Source organism: Janthinobacterium saanense, assembly GCF_014200675.1.
Taxonomy (GTDB): Bacteria; Pseudomonadota; Gammaproteobacteria; order Burkholderiales; family Burkholderiaceae_D; genus Janthinobacterium.
Genome location: NZ_JACHCI010000010.1, coordinates 53019 through 73531, shown reverse-complemented (window position 1 = coordinate 73531; position 20513 = coordinate 53019). Strand labels below are relative to the sequence as shown.

Sequence of the window (20513 nt, the reverse complement as noted above, 5' to 3'; positions counted from 1 at the left end):
CGATTGCATCGAGGCGCCGCAACATGCGAATTGCGTTGTTTTTACGCAAAAGCACGGAACTTTATCTAGGAGAAATGCAGGATATTGCTGGAAATGGCAAGGCTTTCATGCTGCGGCGCAACATGAAAATAGATGGGAATTTAAGATTTATTGCAATCGGTTGCAGCGACTATCTTGTGCTCGATGCGCGCACCACGAGTTCGGTCGGCAACTGCTGCGACGCCAGCGGCGCACCATCGACCAGCGCCAGCAAGGAGGACACCAGCGCCCGTCCGGCGGCGCGCATCGGCTGGCGCACGGTGCTCAAGGGCGGGTGGAAATAGGCGGCCAGTTCAATATCGTCGTAGCCGACCACGGCCACCTGTTCCGGCACCGGCAAGCCATGCTGGCGCAAGGCGCTGATCGCGCTCATGGCCAGCAAATCGCTGCAGGCAAAGATGGCGTCAAAGCTCAAGCCACGTTTGACCAATTGCTGCACTGCCAGCGCGCCACCCTGCGGCAAAAAGGAACCGGCCACATACAAGTGCTCATCGCGCTCGACACCGCGCGCGGCCAGCGCTTCCAGATACCCCTGATGGCGCTGCGCCACTTCGGGCAGGTTGATGTCGCCAAAAAAAGCGATGCGGCGGCGGCCCTGGTCCAGCAGATGTTCGGTGGCCAGACGGCCACCGGCCACGTTGTCGCCGCCAACCGTGCAATACAGCTGCTGCGGCAGCTGCGCGCCCCAGACAACAATCGGTACCTGGCGCGCCGCCAGCTGGTTCAACTGGTCATGGTGGCGCCACTGGCCGATCAGGATGATGCCGATCACGCGGCCGCTGTCGAAAGACAGGGCTGCCGCGTCCAATGTTTCCGCATCCACGCGCGACACCAGCATGTCGAAACCCTGCTCGGTCAGCGCATCGGCCAGGCTGCCCAGCATGCCGAGAAAAAACGGATCGGACAGATGCTGGCGCGTGGCCGCGTCATACGGCACCACCACGCCGACCGTGCGGTTTTGCTTGAGGCGCAGGTTTTGCGCTCCAATATTGATCGAGTAATTGAGCGAACGCGCCAGCTCCATCACGCGCGTGCGGGTTTCTTGATTGACCAGCGGGCTGCCGCTCAAGGCGCGCGAGACGGTCGACGTCGACACGCCGGCCAGGCGAGCGATATCGGCCATTTGCAGGCGCTGCTGCGCCTTGGTATCGGTGCTTTTTTGCATGGGGTGCGTGTGTGCTGGCGCTTACTGCGGCAGCGTGTCCTTGAACGACGGGCGCTCGGACAGTTTGTCGAACAGCAGCGCCAGGCCCGGATGTTCAGCGCGCCAGTCGATCTCGGGAAAGCGGAAGCTGATCCAGCCCAGCGCGCAGCCCACGGCCACGTCGCCCAGGGTGTAGTTCTTGCCGGCGCAATAAGCGTGTGCGCCCAGGCGCTGCTCCATGGCCGCCAGGCCCAGGGTGACCTTGCTCAACTGGCGTGCTATCCAGTCCGCGCTTTGCTGTTCGGGCGCACGCAAGGTGCGCTCCAGGCGCACCAGCACGCCGGCGTCCATGATGCCGTCGGCCAGCGCTTCCCAGGTCTTGATCTCGGCCCGTTCGCGGCCATTGCCACCGGCCGGCAGCAGCTTGCATACCGGCGTGAGCGTGTCGAGGTATTCGACGATGACGCGTGAATCGATGAGCGCACTGCCATCTTCCATCACCAGGCAGGGCACTTTGCCCAAGGGATTGGCCAGGGCGATGCGCGTTTCGGGCACCCAGACGTTTTCCAGCTCAAAGACATAGTCGAGCTTTTTCTCTGCCAGCACGATGCGGACTTTGCGGACATAGGGGCTGGCGAGGGAACCGATCAGTTTCATGGAGACTTTATGATGAAGGAGCAACTATCAGTATAGCATCGGGGGCGCGGGCATTTTGGCCCGGGGCAGGCACGGATGGGGGCAAAAGCCACAGGCGGCAGGCTGGCAGCCTGCCAGCAGTGGTAAAATCTCGCTTTATCGTGGCGCCAATCGCAGCATCGCTGTATCCGTTCCCCTGCGCACCACAGACCAACCGTTTCTTTAACTTGCGTCCGCTCTCATGACTTCTACTACTCCGTACTCCACGCTGTCGGCCCTGTCTCCGCTCGACGGCCGCTACGCCAGCAAGACCGATTTGCTGCGCCCGATCCTGTCCGAAGCCGGCTTCATGCACCACCGCGTGAAAGTGGAAATCTCCTGGCTGCAAGCGCTGTCACTGGCCGGCTTCGCTGAAATCAAGCCCTTCTCGGCAGAAGCGAACGCCCTGCTCGACAAAATGGCGGCTGACTTCTCGGAAGCTGACGCGGCCCGCATCAAGGCCATCGAAGCGGTCACCAACCATGACGTCAAGGCGGTCGAGTACTGGCTCAAGGAACAAGTCGCGGACGTGCCGGAACTGGTGGCCGCCTCGGAATTCATCCATTTCGCCTGCACCTCGGAAGATATCAACAATACTTCGCACGGCATGATGCTCAAAGCCGCGCGCGATGGCGTGATGCTGCCAGCCCTGCAAGGCCTGATCGCCAAGCTGACGCAAATCGCCCATGACAACGCCGACGTGCCGATGCTGTCGCGCACCCACGGCCAGACGGCCAGCCCGACTACCCTGGGCAAGGAATTTGCCAACGTCGTGGCCCGCCTGCAGCGCGCCGTGAAACGCATCGCCCAAGTGGAAATCCTGGGCAAGATGAATGGCGCGGTTGGTAACTACAATGCGCATCTGTCCGCCTACCCGCATTTCGACTGGCCAGCGTTTTCGCAAGCCGTCATCGAACAGCGCCTGGGCCTGGTATTCAATCCGTACACGATCCAGATTGAACCGCACGACTACATGGCCGAGCTGTTTGATGCGTTTGCCCGCGTCAACACCATCCTGCTGGACTTGAACCGCGATATCTGGACCTATGTCTCGCTGGGCTACTTCAAGCAAAAACTGAAAGCAGGCGAAATCGGCTCGTCGACCATGCCGCACAAGGTCAACCCGATCGACTTTGAAAACTCGGAAGGCAACCTGGGCCTGGCCAACGCCGTGCTGAAGCACCTGTCGGAAAAACTGCCAGTGTCGCGCATGCAGCGCGACCTGACCGATTCGACCGTGCTGCGCAATATCGGCGTGGGCCTCGGTTACACCCTGCTGGCTTACGACAGCTGCCTGCGCGGCCTGAACAAGCTGGAAGTGAATCACGCGCGCCTGGCACAAGACCTGGATGCGACCTGGGAAGTGCTGGCCGAGCCGGTACAGACGGTCATGCGCCGCTACGGCATCGAAAATCCTTACGAACAGCTTAAAGAGCTGACGCGCGGCAAGGGTATTTCGAAAGAAGCGCTGCAGCAATTCGTCAACGGCCTGGCCATTCCGCAAGACGCCAAAGAGGTACTGCTGACGATGACGCCAGCGAACTATATTGGTATCGCCGCCCAGCTGGCCAAGGCGATCTAAGCCCTACCCTCCTCGCCTCATATCCACGTAGTTTTATACCGCCGGGCAACAAAAATTGTTGCCCGGCGGTTTATTATCTGTCTTTCTTGTAGAATCTCCAGCACGCAGCGCAATTTGCTTTTCTTTGGTATATTAGGCCGAATTAGTCCTAACACGTACTATTTCAAGAGAGCCACCGATGCAACGCTACACCACCACCGCCATCATCCTGCACTGGCTGACCGCCCTGCTCATCATCAGCGCCTTCACGCTGGGCCTGGTCATGACCGACATTCCTGGCTTGACGCCGGCGAAACTGAAATACTTTTCCTGGCATAAATGGCTGGGCGTAACGGTATTGGCGATTGCCGCCATCCGCTTGCTGTGGCGCAAGGCTAACGTGCCGCCACCGCATCCGGCCAGCATGGCTACATGGCAAAAGAAAGCTGCCGATGGCATGCACATACTGCTCTACATCCTGATCTTTGCCGTGCCGGTTTCTGGCTACCTGTACACGCTGTCGGCCGGCGTGCCCGTGGTGTATCTGGGTCTGTTCCAGCTGCCCGTCTTCATGGGCCCGAACCCGGAACTTAAGCCACTTTTAAAAGAAATTCATTATGTTCTTAACATGACGATGGCCGCTGCCGTGGCCGCTCACGTACTGGCAGCGCTCAAGCACCAGTTCATCGACCGCGACGGCGTGCTCAAGCGCATGCTGCCGTAACCCTCAGCATTTCCAGCCCCTACCTTGCTTACTGACTACCCAGGAAACTCACGATGAAACTCACCCACAAAGTCGCACTGGCCTCCCTGATGGGCCTGTCCCTCGCCGCCACCGCCGCCACTGTCCTGAAAGCCGACACTGCCAAGAGCAGCGTATCGGCCACCTTCAAGCAAATGAATGTACCGGTAGAAGCGAAGTTCAAGAAATTCACTGCCTCCATCGATTACAACCCGGCCACGCCGGACGCCTCGAAGGCCACGGTAGAAATCGACGCGGCCAGCATCGATATCGGCGATCCGGAATACAACAAGGAAGTAGCTAAAAAGGAATGGTTCAACGCGGCCCAGTTCCCGAAAGCCACCTTTGTATCGAGCAGCATCAAGGCTGCCGGCGCCGGCAAACTGACGGTGACGGGCAAGCTCAATATCAAGGGCAAAGCCACCGACGTGACGTTCCCGCTGAGCGTGAAAGCCGATGGCGGCAAATACACCTTTGACGGCGTGCTGCCGATCAAGCGCCTGACCTACAACATCGGTGAAGGCGAATGGAAAGACACCAGCATGGTCGCAGACGAGGTCACAATTAAGTTCCATGTGGTAACACAGTAAGACTTGATTCAAAACAACCCAAAAACTGTTCAATCCTAGGATATCCATGAAACTTTCGCACTTGATGATCGCCATGCTGGCAGCCGCCAGCGCGGGTTCGGCCATGGCCGCCGATACGTATAACATCGACCCAACGCACACCTTCCCCAGCTTCGAAGCTGATCACGGCGGCATGTCTTTCTGGCGCGGCAAGCTCAACAAGAGCAAAGGTACGATCACCCTGGACCGCGCCGCCAAGACTGGCAGCGTGGACTTGGTGATCGATGCCAGCTCCATCGATTTCGGCCTCGAAGCGATGAATGCGCAGGCGAAAAAGCCAGAACTGTTCAACGTGGAGAAATTCCCGGAAATCAGCTACAAGAGCAAATCGTTCAAATTTAACGGCGATCAACTGGTCGAAGTCGATGGCGAACTGACCTTGCTGGGCGTCACCAAGCCTGTGACCCTGACGGTCGACCGCTTCAAATGCGCAGTCAACCCACGCTACAAGCGCGAAGTGTGCGGCGCCAATGCGACAGCCCAGTTCAAGCGCAGCGACTTCGGCATGAACTTCGGTTTGCCGGCGTTCTCGCCAGAAGTCAAACTGGCGATCCAGGTGGAAGCCATCAAGGCAGACTAAGTTTTACGCGCCTCCAGATCAAGGCCCGCCTCGCTGTTCGCAGCCAGGCGGGCTTTTTTTGCCCAATTTTCCTATCGTGCGGCACCAATATCAAATCACTACCAGACTAGCATCGGCATTGTCATCATCTTCACCACCCCTCGGAGGAGTATATGAACTTCATTATCTGGATCGTCATCGGCGGCGTGATCGGCTGGCTGGCCAGCATGGTCATGAAAACCGATGCGCAACAAGGCATCTTCCTCAACATCGTGGTCGGCATCGTCGGCGCCTTCTTGGGCGGCTGGCTATTGGCGCCATTGTTTGGCACCGGCACCATCAATAGCGACAATTTCAGCCTGTCCTCGCTGCTGGTGTCTTTCCTGGGCGCCGTCATCTTGCTGGGCATCGTGAATCTTTTACGCCGCGGCAAACTTCGTTAAGCCACCAACTTCCCCATCAAGGCCGGGCTGCAAGCAGTCCCGGCTTTTTTATTGCACGCAAGAAAGTTGTCTGGACAATACCACAGCCATCACAAGCAAAAATGCGGCTTTGCGCGGGCTTACTGCCCAGTAAAAAGGCATAGTTATTATGTATTTGATACCAATATTTCCCATGCCATACGGAAAATGTGATTGACTAGTCACGATTCGGTGGGGATACTCTATGTCGCCCGCTGACTTTTATCACCGGGCAACACGCTGATTCCGACTTCCCTACACGTAAAAGAACAGAACTCGAATGAAAAAATCCCTGATTGCGCTCGCTATCCTGAGCAACTTCGCACACGCCGATGAAGGCATGTGGATGCCACAACAGCTGCCACAAGTAGCCAAGGAATTGAAAGCGGCCGGCCTGAAACTGGACCCGGCTACCCTGACCAAGCTGACCGAGTTCCCGATGGGCGCGATCGTCAGCCTGGGTGGCTGCTCGGCATCGTTTGTGTCGCCTGAAGGCCTGGTTGCCACCAACCACCATTGCGTCTACAACAGCGTGGCCGTCAATTCGACCAAGGAACACGATTACCTGGCCAATGGTTTCCTGGCAAAAACGTATGCTGAAGAATTGCCGGCCGCCCCAGGCAGCCGCATCTTCGTGACCACGGCCGTGACCAATGTCAGCGACAAGATCATCACCGCCGACGTGGCCAAGCTGCAAGGCAAGGCACGCATCGACGCTATCGAGAAAAACCAGAAATCCCTGGTCGCAGAATGCGAAAAAGATGCCGGTTTCCGCTGCACCGTGTCGGCCTATTACGGCGGCCTGGAGTTCTACCTGATCAAGCAACTGGAAATCCGCGACGTGCGCCTGGTGCACGCGCCTCCAGCGGGCGTGGGCAAATTCGGCGGCGACACCGATAACTGGATGTGGCCACGCCACACGGGCGACTACGGTTTCTACCGCGCCTATGTCAGCCGCGACGGCAAAGCGGCCGACTACAGCAAGGACAACGTTCCATATCACCCGAAACACGTGTTGAAACTGGCCAAAGATGGCTTGAAAGAAGGCGACTTCGTGATGGCGCTGGGCTACCCAGGCCGCACCAACCGTCACCGCCTGCCATCGGAAGTAGCTTACACCTTTGACTGGAACTACCCGGCTTTCGTGAAAGCATCGGGCGAAACACTGGCCATCATCGCGCGCGAAACCAAGGACAACAAAGATGTTGCCCTGAAATACGCGGGTCAAGTTGCTGGCGTGAACAATTACTACAAAAACCGCCAGGGCATGATCGATTCCTACGCGGGCAGCGACTTCCTGGCACGCAAGACCAAGGAACATGAAGAGCTGAAAGCCTGGGTCAACGCCAATCCGGCACGCAAGGCTGAATACGCGAACGATATCGAGCAAGTGGAAAAGCTGATCGCCGAGCGCGATGCCGACACCAAGCGCGATTTCTTCCTGAGCTACTCGCAGCCACGCCTGCTGAGCACGGCACGCAGCCTGTACCGTCTGGCCAATGAAAGCACCAAGCCTGATACCGAGCGCAAGTCCGGCTACCAGACGCGCGACCTGCCACGCCTGACCTCAAGCATCACTTCGGTTGAGCGCACCTACGATGAAAAAGTCGACAAGGCGCTGGTACTGAACAGCCTGACCAAGTACGCCGCCGAGCCAGCAGCACAACGCCGCGCCAGCTTCGACGCCGCCATCGGCATCAAGGATGGCATGTCGCAAGCCGACCTGGCCGCTGCGCTGGACAAACTGTATGCCGGCAGCAAACTGGCCGACAAGGAAGAGCGCGCAGCATGGTTGAAACGCACACCAGCTGAATTCCAGGCCAGCCACGACACCTTCATCCAGGCTGCTGTTGCCCTGTACCCAGATTCGCTGAAAAACGAAGCGGAAGATGAAGAACTGGCCGGCAAGATCCAGCAAACCTATGCCAACTACATGAAAGCAAAAATCGCTTACATGAAGAGCAAAGGCCAGGCGGTCTACCCTGACGCCAACAGCACCTTGCGCGTGACCTTCGGCCGCGTCGCCGGCCGCGACCATGGCGTGGATGGCACGGCCTGGACGGCCTTTACCACCGTCAATGGCGTCGTGGCAAAAGCGACTGGCGAAGGCGAGTTCAATGCACCAGCGAAACAACTGGCAGCGATCAAGGCGAAGGACTTCGGTAAATACGTCGATCCTAAACTGAAAACCGTACCAGTCGACTACTTGGCAACCCTGGACATCACCGGCGGCAATTCCGGTTCGGCAGCCCTGAACTCGAAAGGCGAATTCATCGGCCTGGCATTCGACGGCACGCTGGACTCGATCATTTCCGACTGGGATTACAACAAGGCCAACACGCGTTCGATCCAGGTCGACCTGCGCTACATCCTGTGGAACATGAAACACGTCGATCATGCAGATAACCTGCTGAAAGAAATGGGCGTAGAGTAATTGCCTGACAACAATAACAACAAGCCCGGCAACGGGTGCTTGTAAGCTGAGCCACTCCCCCCGGGAGTGGTTTTTTTTGCCTATCGTTTTGTTTTGCTGAACAGATAGGGCGCCGCCTGCTCCTGGCCAAACACCTGTGTATCAGCAGTACCCAGCGGCAGCATCACGCGCTTGCTGTCTTGCAACAGCAAGGCCAGGTCGGCACCAGGATAATGTTGCGCCAGCAGGCCATGTTCATGACGCGCCAGGCTGCTGGCAGGTATCACAATGCGGTAATCGCCGGCGCCAAAATCGAGCAGCAAAGCCGCCGGCCCGCTGGCGCCCAGTCCCGGCAGCGCGGTGATACGCAAGCGCGTGCCATCCTTGGCCGCCTCGAAGACAGTCCACACGGGCAAGTCGCGCTGAAGTTTACCGGTCACGAGCCTGGCTGCCTGCGCGCCGCTGGCCGACAGCAGTCGCACATCGGCGGCCGTAGCGGCTTGCGCGCCGTCGAGCGCCAGCAGCCAGCCCCGGTAGCGTATCAAAGCCCCGTCCGCCACCGCCACCACGCTGCCGCCCTCGGGCGCGGCGCTGGCTACCGCTGCCAGCATGCCAGCGCACATGACCATTGCCGCTTTGCTCCACATGATGTCTCCCCAGAGTCAATATTGTCCATACATAGCACAAGTCAGGGCACAGAGCGCTAGCACACATCAAGGCCGGGGGCCGGTGCTACAATTACCATCTTACCGGCGTGCTGACCCAGCGCGCTTTTCACGCCTTCCGGAATCACACCGCCATGCCATCAGATTTGCGCACAACATACGAACTCGGTAACCATAACCAGACCACGACCTGGCTGGAATGCATTACTTTCTATAAAGAACTCGCCGCACGCTACCCGCAAGTGCTGCATTTCGAACAGATCGGCTTGTCCGACTCGGGCGTACCCATCCACGCTGGCGTGGTCAGCGCAGACGGCGTTTTCGACCGCGAGCAAATCAAGCGCGAAGGCCGCAGCGTCTTTTTCAACAATAACGGCATCCACCCGGGCGAGCCGGAAGGCATCGATGCCTGCATGGCCATCGTGCGCGACCTGTGCGTGGAACCGGCGCGCCTGGCCGCACTGGGCAAGACGGTCTTGCTGTTCGTGCCGATCTACAACGTCGACGGCAGCCTGAACCGTGCCAATACTTCGCGCGTGAACCAGGAAGGCCCGGAGCAATTCGGTTTCCGTGGCAATAGCCGCCACCTGGACTTGAACCGCGATTTCATCAAGTGCGACAGCCTGAACGCGCAAGTATTCAATCGCCTGCTGACGAACTGGGACCCGGACGTGATGGTCGACACGCATACGTCGAACGGCGCCGACTACCCCTACACCATGACCCTGATCCACACGCAGACGGATAAACTCGGCAATGGCCTGGGCCCCTTCCTGCAAGACACCATGCTGCCGCATATCTTTGCGCACATGGAACAGGCTGGCTGGCCGACTTGCCCGTATGTCAATCCCGTCAAGGATAGCCCGGACCACGGCATCGCCGAATTCCTCGAAGTACCGCGCTTCTCGACCGGTTTTGCGGCCCTGCATAACGTCATCGGTTTCATGCCGGAAACGCATATGCTCAAACCATTTGCCGACCGCTACGCCTCGATGCGCGCCTTGCTCGACATCACCATGGCGTTTACCGTGCAGCACGGCGAACAGATAAAGCAATTGCGCGCGCAAGCCAAGGCGGCTGGCCGCACGCAAGCGGCCTGGCCCGTCAGCTGGAAGATGAACGAGGAACAACCATCGACCTTCCGCTTCAAGGGGTATGCCGCCAAATACACGCCTAGCGTACTGGGCGACTACCAGCGCCTGTCGTACGACCGCTCGCAGCCGTGGGAACGCGATATCGCCTATTACAACCGCTTCGATACCGATGTGGTGGTGCCGGCGCCGACATCGTATGTGGTGCCGCAAGCCTGGCGCGAAGTGATCGAACGCCTGCGCTGGAACGGCGTCGAAATGCACCGCATCATCGAAGAACAGACGGTAACGGCGCGCTACTACCATATCGCTTCCGTCGGCACGCGGGCCACGGCCTACGAAGGCCATATGTTCCACGAGCAGGTGGAAGTCGAAGCGCGCACGGGGCAATTCATCTTGCAGGCTGGCGACTACCTGATCCCGCTGGACCAGGACAATGCCCGCTACGCCGTGGAAACGCTGGAACCGCAAGCGCACGACAGCTTCTTCCGCTGGGGTTTCTTCAACAGCGTGCTGGAGAAAAAAGAAGCGTTTTCCGATTATGTGTTTGAAGACATGGCGTCCGAACTGCTGCGCGATGAACCTGCGCTGGCAGCCAAATTCGCCGAGTGGAAAGCGGCCAACCCGGCCTTGCTGAGCAATCAGGAAGCCGTGCTTGATTTCATCTTTGAGCATTGCCAGCGCTTCGCCGAGCCTGAATGGCGGCGTTATCCGGTCATTGCCCTAGTGTAAAACCAGGGCCAGATGAGCGGTAACACGGCGCTGCACCGGAGACCCCGGTGCGGCGCTTCTTTTTGGTCTGCCCACAAGGTACCCATGCACTACGCACTCAATCTACGCACCTTTATTTACAGCCACTATTTTTATCTGGGCTTGCGGGTGGCCTTCGGCCTGATCGGCCTGACCTTGCTGACTTTGGCCATCAGCGACAGCAATACCGCCATGACGGTCTGCATCGGCGCCCTGTGCACCACCCTGATGGACATGCCCAGTCCATTACGCCACAAATTCAATGAGATGCTGTCCTCGGTACTGCTGTGCAGCGCCGTCACCCTGCTGATCAGCCTGTGTGCGCAAGTGCCGTGGCTGCTGATGGCGGTGCTGGTGATCGTCAGTTTCTTCGCCAGCATGATGGTGGTGTATGGCAAGAAATCGATGCCCTTGCAACTGGCGGCCCTGTTCATCATGACCATGTCGATGGAACATCAAATGACGTGGCAGCAAGCCTTCCACCATGCGGGCCTGTTCATGCTCGGCGGCCTGGCTTACCTGGCCTACGCCATGGCTGTGGCCTGGTTCTTGCGCCACCGCATCAAGCAGCAAGTGCTGGCCGAAGCCCTGTTCGAACTGGCCACGTATATCGATATCAAGGCTGATTTCTACGATACGCGCTTCAACCTGACCGAACAGTTCAACAAGCTGGTGCGCCACCAGAGCATATTGGCCGACCGCCAGCAGGCGTCGCGCGATTTGATCTTGCGCAGCCACAAGAACAGCAAGGACGCCATCGTGGTGCAAGTGCATGTATGCATGCTGGACTTGTACGAATTGATCTTGTCCACCCACACCGATTACGCGCTGCTGCGCCAGCACCTGGCCGACTCCGATGTGTTGAAGTCGCTGCACGACCTGGCCTACAAGGCGGCGCGCGATATCGAATCGGTGGCTTACGCCGTCACGCGCAAGCGCGCCTCGTATGCGCAAATCCAGTATGAGCAGGAATGGGCCGAGATCGAAGCAGAAATTGCCCGCTTGCAAGCCAAGGGGGAGAGCGCGCAGGAAGCACTGGCAACCTTGCGCGCCCAGCGCAACAAGATACGCGCACTCTTGAAAATGATTGCGGATTTGCATGTGGCGAGCCAGAAAGTGTCCGAGCACGTGCCCTTCTGGCGCGGCGCCGACATGGCGCCGTTTTTGTCGCAACCAAAATACGAACTGACCACCTTGTTTGCCAGCATGCGCATGGAGTCACCCGTATTCCGCTTTGCGCTGCGCGTCTCGATGGCCATTTGCGCGGGCCTGGCGATTGCCCACTGGCTGCCGTACGCGGCCCACAGCTACTGGATCGTGTTGACCATCGTCATCATCTTGCGGCCCACCTTCAGCATGACACGCCAGCGCCGGGCCGACCGCATCATCGGCACCATCATCGGCTGCGTGCTCACGGCCCTGGTGATCCGCTTTGTCCACAGCGACATGGTGCTGATGGCGATCTTGTTCCTGGCCGTGGTGGCCATGCCCACCTTTATTTACCTGCGCTACCGCTATACGGCGATTGCCGTCAGCCTGATGATCTTATTGCAGCTGCACCTGGTGGCGCCGACCAACCCGCATCTGGTGACGGAACGCCTGATCGACACCTTCATCGGCGCGGTGGTGGCGACCATCTTCAGCTTCGTGCTGGCCAGCTGGGAATATCAAAGCCTGCCAAGACTGGTGCGCCAGGTGCTGAACGTCAACCTGTCTTATATGCAGGCCAGTTTCGAGTTATTGCAGGGAAGAACGTTCGATGATATTGCCTACCGCATCGAGCGCAAGCGCCTGATGGATAGCCTGGCCGCGCTCAGCTCGGCGCTGGTGCGCATGCTCGATGAACCGGCCAGCAAGCAGCGGGCGGTGGAAGACATCAACCTGTTCATCGTGCAAAACTACTTGCTGGTGGCCCACGTGGCGGCGCTGCGCTCCATCCTGGGACGCCACGAGCATGAATTGCCCGGCACGCAAGTCAATGCGCTTTTGACGCACAGCCATACGCAAGTATGTTTGACCCTGTCGCGCGCGCTGGAACAGCTGGACAACACGGCAGCCATCAGCACGCCGCTGGCTACCCAGCCGGCGCCGATCCACGCCGATGGGGCCTGGTCCGGCTGGCCTCTGGTACAGCGCCGCATCCGCTTGTTGCAGGCAGATGCGGACAAGATCGTGATCCATAGCGCGGCGATCGTGCATATTACTTCGCCGCGCTAAAGCAGCACGTTTATTTCAGATAGCGCTCAAACCAGGCGAGAGTGCGCTGGCGCAAGTCGCGCTGGTGCTCGGGCTTGCGGAAAGCGTGGCCTTCGCCATCGTAGATGAACAGCGACGATGGCACGCCCATGGCGCGCAAGCCATGCCAGAATTCCAGCGACTGGGCGGCCGGGGTTTCCACGTCGCGCTCGCCGACATAGATCAGGGTCGGCGTCCTGGCCGCCTTGATCGATTCGATCGGTGAAGCGCGGCGGTAGACTTCCGGATTGTCATAGGCGGAAGCGCCAAAGAAAGGAATCATCCATTGGTTGATGCCATTCTGGCCGTAATAGCTGATCCAGTTCGCCACGCCCGCGCCTGCCACCGCCGCCTTGAAGCGGTCGCTATGCGTGACGCCCCACATGGTCATGAAGCCGCCATAGGAATGGCCGATGAGTCCCAGGCGCTGGCCATCGATGGGCGCTACTTTTTGCGCTGCGTCAATACCGGCCAGGATATCGCGCCAGTCGCCCCCACCAAAGTCCGCCATATTGGCGCGCGTAAATGCCTGGCCCTGACCGAAGCTGCCGCGTGGATTGGGCAGGAAGACAAAATAGCCTTGATCAGTGAACTCGCGGATCTGCGAACTGGCGTCCACATAACGTGGCGAGGCTGCAGCACCGGGGCCGCCATGCACATTGACGATCATCGGATATTGCTTGCCCGCTTCGACCTTCACCGGTCCCAGCAGCCAGCCCTGCACCTTGTAGCCTTCATTGTTCCAGCCCACATTCTGCACGCTCACTTGCGGCGCAAACTGTTCATTGTCGTGCGTAATCTTTTTCAGTTGCTGCCACGGGCCAGCCACCAGATAGGATGCATGCAGAAAATCTTCCTGCGCGGCAGCGGCCAGCTTGCCATCGGCGCTGAACGACAATCGGCCGTCAGCGGCGCCACTGCTGATAGGGCCCAGCAAGAGCGGTTCAGCCGGGCCTTTTTCTGCATCGAGCGGCACCAGCGCCAGTTGCGAGTCGATCAGGGCGGTGGCCAGCAAACCCTGGCCGCGCCACACGACGCCATTGAAGGTGCCGCGATAGTCGGGCGTTAGGTTGCGCGGCGTGCCACCAGCCAGCGGCACCGTGTAGATATCGCCGCCGACCGAGCCAAAGTCGCTCATCAGGCCGCCGATAAAGGCCACCGTCTTGCCGTCCGGCGACACCGATGGCAGATTCATTTGCATGGCGGGCGCGGCGATCACGCGCAAGGCACCCGTAGCTGCATCGATATGGCTGAGCTTGGCAACCCACCAGTTGCTGTCGCCATTGCCTTGCGCGCTAGTCGCCACGAAGCCATGGCCATCGGGCGTCCAGTTGTATTCATAGACATAGGTGTCGGCAGGTGACAGCAGGCGCAGCTCGCCACCGCTGGCCGGCACCACGCCAATACGCTGCGCATCGTCTTCACTGCCCACTTCTCCCACCTGGCGCGCGCCCGCTTCCACCGCGCCGGCCAGCTTGCGTGCCCCCACGGTGGCCAGCAAGGCCAGTTGCTTGCCGTCGGGCGACCAGCGGGCCGTGCTGGCCACGCCTTGCACGCTCAGCAATGCTTTGGGCTGGGCCTGCTCCAGGCTGGCCAGGTACAAGCTTGCCTTGCCTGCCTTGCTGTCGTAGCCGATAAAAGCCAGGCGCTTGCCTTCTGGCGACCAGCTCGGTTTATCGTAGGAACATGCGGCGCAAGGATCGAATTGCTGCACGATGGCGCCGCTGGCCGCGTCGCGCACGACGATGGTGCCGTGCGGGCGCTGCAGCTGGCCGCCACGAGAGTTTGCCTCAATGGCGGCGATGCGCTGTCCATTACCGGACAAGGCCACGGCGCGGTAATCGCGCAAAACCGGACTCTGCGCAGGTGCAGCCTGGGCGGCTGTACCCAGCAACACGCTACCCAGTACAGCCAAAGTTCTTATTTTCATCCTCTAACTCCTATCATCAATAAAAAAACCGCCGGCAGGCGCGGCGGTTTTGAAAATATAGCTTACTGCTTGCCCAGGTGCGAGTGTCGTATGCTGTAAAGAAAGTAGATGGCAATCGTGACGGCCATCCAGTAGCCGAAGACAACAAACGTGGTGTGCGGCAAGTCGCGCATGATGTACAGGCAGGCCATCACACTGAGGCCAGGTATCACATACGGGCCGAAGGGCACGCTGAAGCCTTCGATGCGGTTGCTGCCCTGCTTGCGGCGCAGCACCGGCACGGCAATCGACACCACCATGAAGGCAGTCAAGGTGCCGATGCTGACCATATCCCACAAATAAGTAGCATCGACCGTGCCGGCCACCACGGCCACCACCAGGCACACCATGATGGTATTGCTGACCGGCACCAGGGTGCGTGGATGGATTTTCTGGAACGATTTCGGAATCAGGCCATCGCGGCTGATGGCAAACAGGATGCGCGTCTGGCCATATATCGTCACCAGCGTCACGCTGAAGACGGAAATCACGGCGCCGGCCGACAATACCAGCGCAGGCCAGGCCTTGCCGGTGACGTTTTGCAAGATCACTGCCAGGCCCGCTTCCTGGCCGTCAAACAGTTTGGCCTGTTGCGCGCCCAGCGCCGCCACGGCCACCAGCAGATAAAACACGGTGACGATCAGCAAGGCGCCAAGGATGCCGCGTGGCACATTGCGCCGGGGATTTTTCACTTCATCACCGGCCGTGGCCACCGTATCCAAGCCGATAAACGAGAAGAATACGGTGCCGGCCGCTGCCGTCACACCCGTCATGCCGGCAAAGCCCTTGCTATTGTCGGCATTGAAAAATGGGAAGAAGTTGTCGGCGTTAAAACCGGAAAACGCGACCACGATGAAAAAGATCAGGATGGCCAGCTTGATCAAGACCATGATGGCATTCATCAGGGCCGATTCCTTGGCGCCGCGCAACAGCAGGAAACCGCACATGGCGACCAGGAAGATGGGCGGCAGGTTGATGTGGCCCAGATTAAATTCCAGGCCATGCGGGCCGGAAACAATCATGGGCGAACGCAGCATTTCCGGAATATGCCAGCCGAAGGCGTTTTGCAGGAAGTTATTCAGGTAAGACGACCAGCCGATGGCCACCGCGCTGCCCGCCAAGCCATATTCAAGCAGCAGGCAGGCGGCCATGATGAAGGCCAGGAATTCGCCGACGGTGGCATAGGCAAACGAGTAGGAAGAACCGGAGGCGGGGATACGGAACGACAGTTCCGCATAACACAGGGCCGTCAGGCCGGCCGTGACGGCGGCGATCAGGAAAGACAGGATGACCGATGGCCCCGCCTTGGGCACGGCTTCGACCATGGTGAAGAAAATACCCGTGCCGATGGTGGCGCCGACGCCTATCATGGTCAGGGAAAACAGGCCGATGGAACGGCTCAAGCCGCTGCTGCTGAGGCCTTCACCATGGTCGACCGTGGTATCGATCGGCTTGGTGCGGCATAGTTTCTGGACCAGGGTTAGGCTCACTAGACATCCTTCTTCTTATAGGACATGCACATCGGCATGACAACTGAAAACGCACGATTTGGCATTCCGGCCCTGTCTGCCAACAAGCTGGAAACATCGTGTCCATTTTCAAAACTAAGCGATTATAGGGCTTTCGCCGATCCAGCCAAACAGAACTTTGATGTATGGATACAACGCTGGCAACGCACGACAAACAGGGCAGGCGCTGCAGAATAATAGCAATATTGCTGAGTAGAAATAAAAAAGCGCGCCGCTGCAAAAGCAGGGGCGCGCCCGGGCATAACTATTCAGATATGCTTATTTTTTGTGCTGCGGTGCATCAACGGGCGGCCAGCCTGCTTCATAACCTTGCGGTACTTCATCGCGCAAGTCTTTCGGCTTCAAGCCCAGTGCGTAATACAGCACGGTCAGCAGTACCAACCAGGCTGGGCCAATCACCAGGGCCACGCGGGTATCGGGGAAATACGCCATCAGGCCGATCACCAGGGCCAGGAAAGCCAGCGAAATCCAGGAACCATAGGGCGCGAACGGCATGCGGAAAGCCAGGTTCTTGATTTCCAGCGGGCTCAAGGTCTTGCGGAATTGCATCTGCGTTACCAGGATCACGCCCCAGGTCCAGACGGCGCCGAAGGTGGAGATCGAGGTAACCCAGATAAACACTTTTTCCGGCACCAGATAGTTCAGCAACACGCCGATCAGCAGCGCAAACACGGACACCATGATGGCGCGGCGCGGCACGCCGCTGCTGGTCGTTTCGGCAAATGCCTTCGGCGCCTGGCCTTGCAGCGCCAGGTTGTACAGCATGCGGCCCGTGCTGAAGATGCCGCCATTGCACGACGACAAGGCCGCCGTCAGCACCACGAAGTTGATGATGCCGGCCGCCGTCTTGATGCCCAGGCGTTCAAACGTCATCACGAAAGGACTGCCGGTGGTGCCGATTTCATTCCATGGATAGATGGACAGAATCACGAACAGTGCGCCGACATAAAAAATCAGGATGCGCCAGAACACTGAATTGATGGCGTCAGGAATCGATTTTTTCGGATTGGCCGCTTCGCCCGCCGTCAAACCGATCATTTCCACGCCCAGGTAGGCAAACATCACCATCTGCAGCGACATCAGCACGCCTTGCGCGCCATTCGGGAAGAAGCCGCCGTGCGTCCACAGATTGGAAATACCGATGGCCACGCCACCATTGCCGAAACCAAAGATGATCATGCCGGCGCCGCCGATGATCATCAGCACGATGGTGACGACCTTGATCAGGGCAAACCAGAATTCAAACTCGCCATAGGCTTTCACGGCCAGCAAGTTGATGGCGCCCATGGAAGCTAAGGCAGCCAGGGCCCAGATCCAGTGCGGCACGCCGGGGAACCAGATGCTCATGTAAATGGCGACGGCGGTAATTTCTGCGATGCAAGTGACCAGCCACAAAAACCAGTAATTCCAGCCCGTCAGATAACCTTGCAGCGGGCCCAGGTAATCCTGCGCATAGCGGCTGAAGGAGCCTGCGACAGGGTTGTGCACGGCCATTTCTCCCAGGGCGCGCATGATCATGAAAATGACCGCGCCACCAATAATATAGGACAGCATGATGCCGGGACCGGCCATCTTGATCGCATTGCCCGAGCCCAGGAACAGGCCCACGCCGATCGCCGCGCCCAGCGCCATCAAGCGTATCTGCCGCTCGCCCAGGCCGCGGTGCAAGCTGTGTTCACTCGTTTTCATTACCGTGTCTCCGTGATTTTTTCGATGTAACGACGCACCCGCCCCCGTGGCGGTTCCATTCTTGCATGGGGGATGGTGCGGCTGGCCGGCGGTTGAGCGCCGACGCGTAGTCAGACCGTCAGGTCAGTTGTTTATTTATTCGGCCAGTTCTGCGATCAGTTCGATCTCGACGCAAGCGCCCAAGGGGATTTGCGCCACGCCAAAGGCCGAACGGGCATGCTTGCCGCTGTCGCCGAACACTTCCACGAACAGTTCCGAGGCGCCGTTGGTGACCAGGTGCTGCTCCGTGAAGGTCGAGGTGGAATTAACCAGGCTCATGACCTTGACGATGCGTTTGACCTTGTTCAGGTCGCCGCCGCAAGCGTCTTGCAGGGTAGCGATCAATTCAATGGCGATGCCACGGGCAGCCACTTTGCCTTCTTCGGTGCTGACGTCCTTGCCCAATTGGCCTACCCAGATCTTGCCATCCTTCTTGGCCAGGTGGCCGGACAGGAACACGGTGTTGCCCGTGCGCGCATGCATGACATACGCGGCAGCTGGCGCGGCAACGACTGGCAATTCGATGTTGAGGGCTTTGAGTTTTTCGTAAAACGACATGCTATTTCTCCAAGAAACAATATAAATGACAACCGTACAATACTAAATAACATCATATTGGTGAACCGCCAGTTTTAGTTCACAAATAGACGTGGTTATTCAGTGGATTATACCGACAATCAAACTGGATCCAGTACGGATACGCGCATCATACTGTTGCTTTATAACCGCTTAATTTTTTGATTCAATTATTATTTCAGCAAATGGATACCTGCATCATCGAGCATCAATTCCTGCAAGAATACCTGGTCGTGCGACACCACCAGCAAGGCGCCCCGGTATAAGCGCAGCATCTGCGCCAAGGCTTGCAAGCTGGCCAGGTCCAGGTGATTATCGGGTTCATCGAGCAATAACAGTTGCGGCGGCGCCTGCGCGTACAGTTCCGCCGCCAGCGCCACTTTCATGCGCTCGCCACCACTGAGCAAGCGGCTGGGCACGGTGGCACGCGCACCGTTGACGCCCAGCAGCGCCAGCCGGGTGCGCAATTCGCCTTCACTGAGGAGGCTATTGCGTGCTTGCAGACGCGCAATCGCACTCAAGTCGCCATCAGCGCCAGCCGCATGCTGGTCCAGCCAGGCCAGCCGCGCATGGCAACGCAGCTCGCCGCTGGCTGGCGTCAATTGCCCGGCGATCACGCGCAGCAAGGTCGACTTGCCGCTGCCGTTGTTGCCCGTCACGGCCAGGCGGCGCGGCCCGCTGAGGATCAGGGTCAAAGGCTGTGCTGACCCATGCGGCAAGACCAGATCATGCAACTCCAGCATCAGCTTGCCATTCGGCACCACACTGTCGGGCGCCAGCAACAAGCGCTCAGCGTCGGGCGCGCAACGGGCGCTGGCGTCCAGCACTCTTACGCGGCGCGCTTGCTGTGCCTCCTGCGCGCGCAGCCGCAGCCGGCCCTGGCTAGCCTGGCTTTTCTCTTTTTTCGCGTCGAGCAGCAATTTGCTTTGATTGCCTTCCCGCCCTTGCCGCTCGCCGCGCACCACTCTTTTTTGCTGGCGTTCCGCCTGCTGCTGCGCCTCGCGCCGGGCGCGGCGGGCGCCTGCTTTTTCCGACTGCAAGGCGGCGGCAAAGCCTGCCTGTTCCAGCGCCCGCTGCTGCGCGTAAAAATCGTAGTTACCACCATAGCTGCGCAAGCCCTGGGCCGATAATTCAACGATCTCGTCCACATGCGCCAGCAGGCTGCGGTCATGGCTGATCAATAGCAAGCCGCGCGGCCAGCGCGCCATCTGGACCACCAGGCGGCCACGCTGTTGTGCGTCGAGATGGTTGCCCGGTTCATCGAGCAGCAGCCAGTCGGCCTGCGACAGCCAGGCACCCTGCAGGGCGATACGCTGGCGTTCGCCACCGCTCAAAGTCGCTGTGGCGGTATCGGGGCCGACATGCGGCAAATCAATCTCGTCGAGCGCCTGCCGCAAGCGGGCGGCGGCATCCCAGCGATCGCCCACCAGCGCGTAATCGTCGGGATCAAGCGAACCTGCAGCGATGCGCGACAGCGCGGCCAGCACGGTGGCTACGCCGGCCAGGGCCGCCACCGTCGGGTAGCGTTCGGGGGCCAGGTCTTGCGGCACGTAATGCATGCTGTTTTCCTGGCCCGCCAGCAAACGGCCCAGCACACTCTTGCCCACGCCGTTATCGCCGACCAGGCCGATACGGTGCGGGGCAAAAGTAAATTGCAGATCGGAAAATAAAATCCTGCCATCGGGCAAGACATGGGAAAGACGGTCGAGTTGTAATACGGCAGGCATGCATACTCCCAGTACAAGGC

General features: G+C 59.1%; 16 protein-coding genes. 8 read left to right on the top strand and 8 right to left on the bottom strand.

Annotated elements, in window-relative coordinates:
• Positions 1-169: 169 nt before the first annotated feature.
• Together HDE72_RS14960 and HDE72_RS14955 are read right to left on the bottom strand one after the other, a co-directional pair.
• Complete coding sequence (locus HDE72_RS14960) at positions 170-1204, bottom strand: LacI family DNA-binding transcriptional regulator (RefSeq protein ID WP_183742263.1); 1035 nt, start codon at positions 1202-1204, stop codon at positions 170-172.
• Positions 1205-1225: 21 nt separating this feature from the next.
• Positions 1226-1840 (bottom strand): glutathione S-transferase N-terminal domain-containing protein, encoded by a 615-nt coding sequence (locus tag HDE72_RS14955; RefSeq protein WP_183742261.1) that lies wholly within the window; start codon positions 1838-1840, stop codon positions 1226-1228.
• Positions 1841-2060: 220 nt separating this feature from the next.
• Here HDE72_RS14955 and purB point away from each other — a divergent pair, with 220 nt between their 5' ends.
• The 6 genes from purB (at position 2061) to HDE72_RS14925 (ending at position 8244) form a co-directional block, all read left to right on the top strand.
• On the top strand, positions 2061-3440 hold the full coding sequence (gene purB / locus HDE72_RS14950) for an adenylosuccinate lyase (protein WP_183742259.1): 1380 nt from the start codon (positions 2061-2063) through the stop codon (positions 3438-3440).
• 178 nt (positions 3441-3618) lie between these two features.
• Positions 3619-4143, top strand: a complete 525-nt coding sequence (locus tag HDE72_RS14945) for a cytochrome b (protein ID WP_183742257.1) — start codon at positions 3619-3621, stop codon at positions 4141-4143.
• 53 nt (positions 4144-4196) lie between these two features.
• Positions 4197-4751: a YceI family protein gene (locus HDE72_RS14940; protein WP_183742255.1), complete on the top strand. Its 555-nt coding sequence runs from the start codon at positions 4197-4199 to the stop codon at positions 4749-4751.
• A gap of 46 nt (positions 4752-4797) precedes the next feature.
• Positions 4798-5370: a YceI family protein gene (locus HDE72_RS14935; protein ID WP_183742253.1), complete on the top strand. Its 573-nt coding sequence runs from the start codon at positions 4798-4800 to the stop codon at positions 5368-5370.
• A 152-nt stretch (positions 5371-5522) separates the two neighbouring features.
• Positions 5523-5792: a GlsB/YeaQ/YmgE family stress response membrane protein gene (locus HDE72_RS14930; RefSeq protein WP_183681476.1), complete on the top strand. Its 270-nt coding sequence runs from the start codon at positions 5523-5525 to the stop codon at positions 5790-5792.
• Positions 5793-6090: 298 nt separating this feature from the next.
• Positions 6091-8244 carry a S46 family peptidase gene (locus HDE72_RS14925; protein ID WP_183742251.1) on the top strand — a complete coding sequence of 718 codons (2154 nt, stop codon included), beginning with the start codon at positions 6091-6093 and terminating at the stop codon, positions 8242-8244.
• 80 nt (positions 8245-8324) lie between these two features.
• Here the strand turns inward: HDE72_RS14925 and HDE72_RS14920 are convergent, their stop codons facing one another.
• On the bottom strand, positions 8325-8870 hold the full coding sequence (locus tag HDE72_RS14920; protein ID WP_183742249.1) for a hypothetical protein: 546 nt from the start codon (positions 8868-8870) through the stop codon (positions 8325-8327).
• Between the two features lie 152 nt (positions 8871-9022).
• Here HDE72_RS14920 and HDE72_RS14915 point away from each other — a divergent pair, with 152 nt between their 5' ends.
• Positions 9023-10711, top strand: coding sequence for a M14 family zinc carboxypeptidase (locus HDE72_RS14915; protein ID WP_183742247.1), 1689 nt, complete (start codon positions 9023-9025; stop codon positions 10709-10711).
• An 84-nt stretch (positions 10712-10795) separates the two neighbouring features.
• Entirely contained in the window at positions 10796-12946 is a 2151-nt protein-coding gene (locus HDE72_RS14910; protein ID WP_183742245.1) for an FUSC family protein, read from the top strand.
• A 10-nt stretch (positions 12947-12956) separates the two neighbouring features.
• On the opposite strand, the gene HDE72_RS14905 is transcribed toward HDE72_RS14910, so the two are convergent.
• The 5 genes from HDE72_RS14905 to HDE72_RS14885 form a co-directional block, all read right to left on the bottom strand.
• On the bottom strand, positions 12957-14894 hold the full coding sequence (locus HDE72_RS14905) for a S9 family peptidase (RefSeq protein WP_183742243.1): 1938 nt from the start codon (positions 14892-14894) through the stop codon (positions 12957-12959).
• A 62-nt stretch (positions 14895-14956) separates the two neighbouring features.
• Complete coding sequence (locus HDE72_RS14900; protein WP_183742241.1) at positions 14957-16423, bottom strand: amino acid permease; 1467 nt, start codon at positions 16421-16423, stop codon at positions 14957-14959.
• A 297-nt stretch (positions 16424-16720) separates the two neighbouring features.
• Positions 16721-18151, bottom strand: coding sequence for an amino acid permease (locus HDE72_RS14895; protein WP_183742239.1), 1431 nt, complete (start codon positions 18149-18151; stop codon positions 16721-16723).
• A gap of 135 nt (positions 18152-18286) precedes the next feature.
• Complete coding sequence (locus HDE72_RS14890; protein ID WP_183742237.1) at positions 18287-18748, bottom strand: RidA family protein; 462 nt, start codon at positions 18746-18748, stop codon at positions 18287-18289.
• 191 nt (positions 18749-18939) lie between these two features.
• A complete protein-coding gene (locus HDE72_RS14885) occupies positions 18940-20493 on the bottom strand; it encodes an ATP-binding cassette domain-containing protein (RefSeq protein WP_183742234.1) in 1554 nt (517 codons plus the stop codon).
• Between the last annotated feature and the right edge of the window lie 20 nt (positions 20494-20513).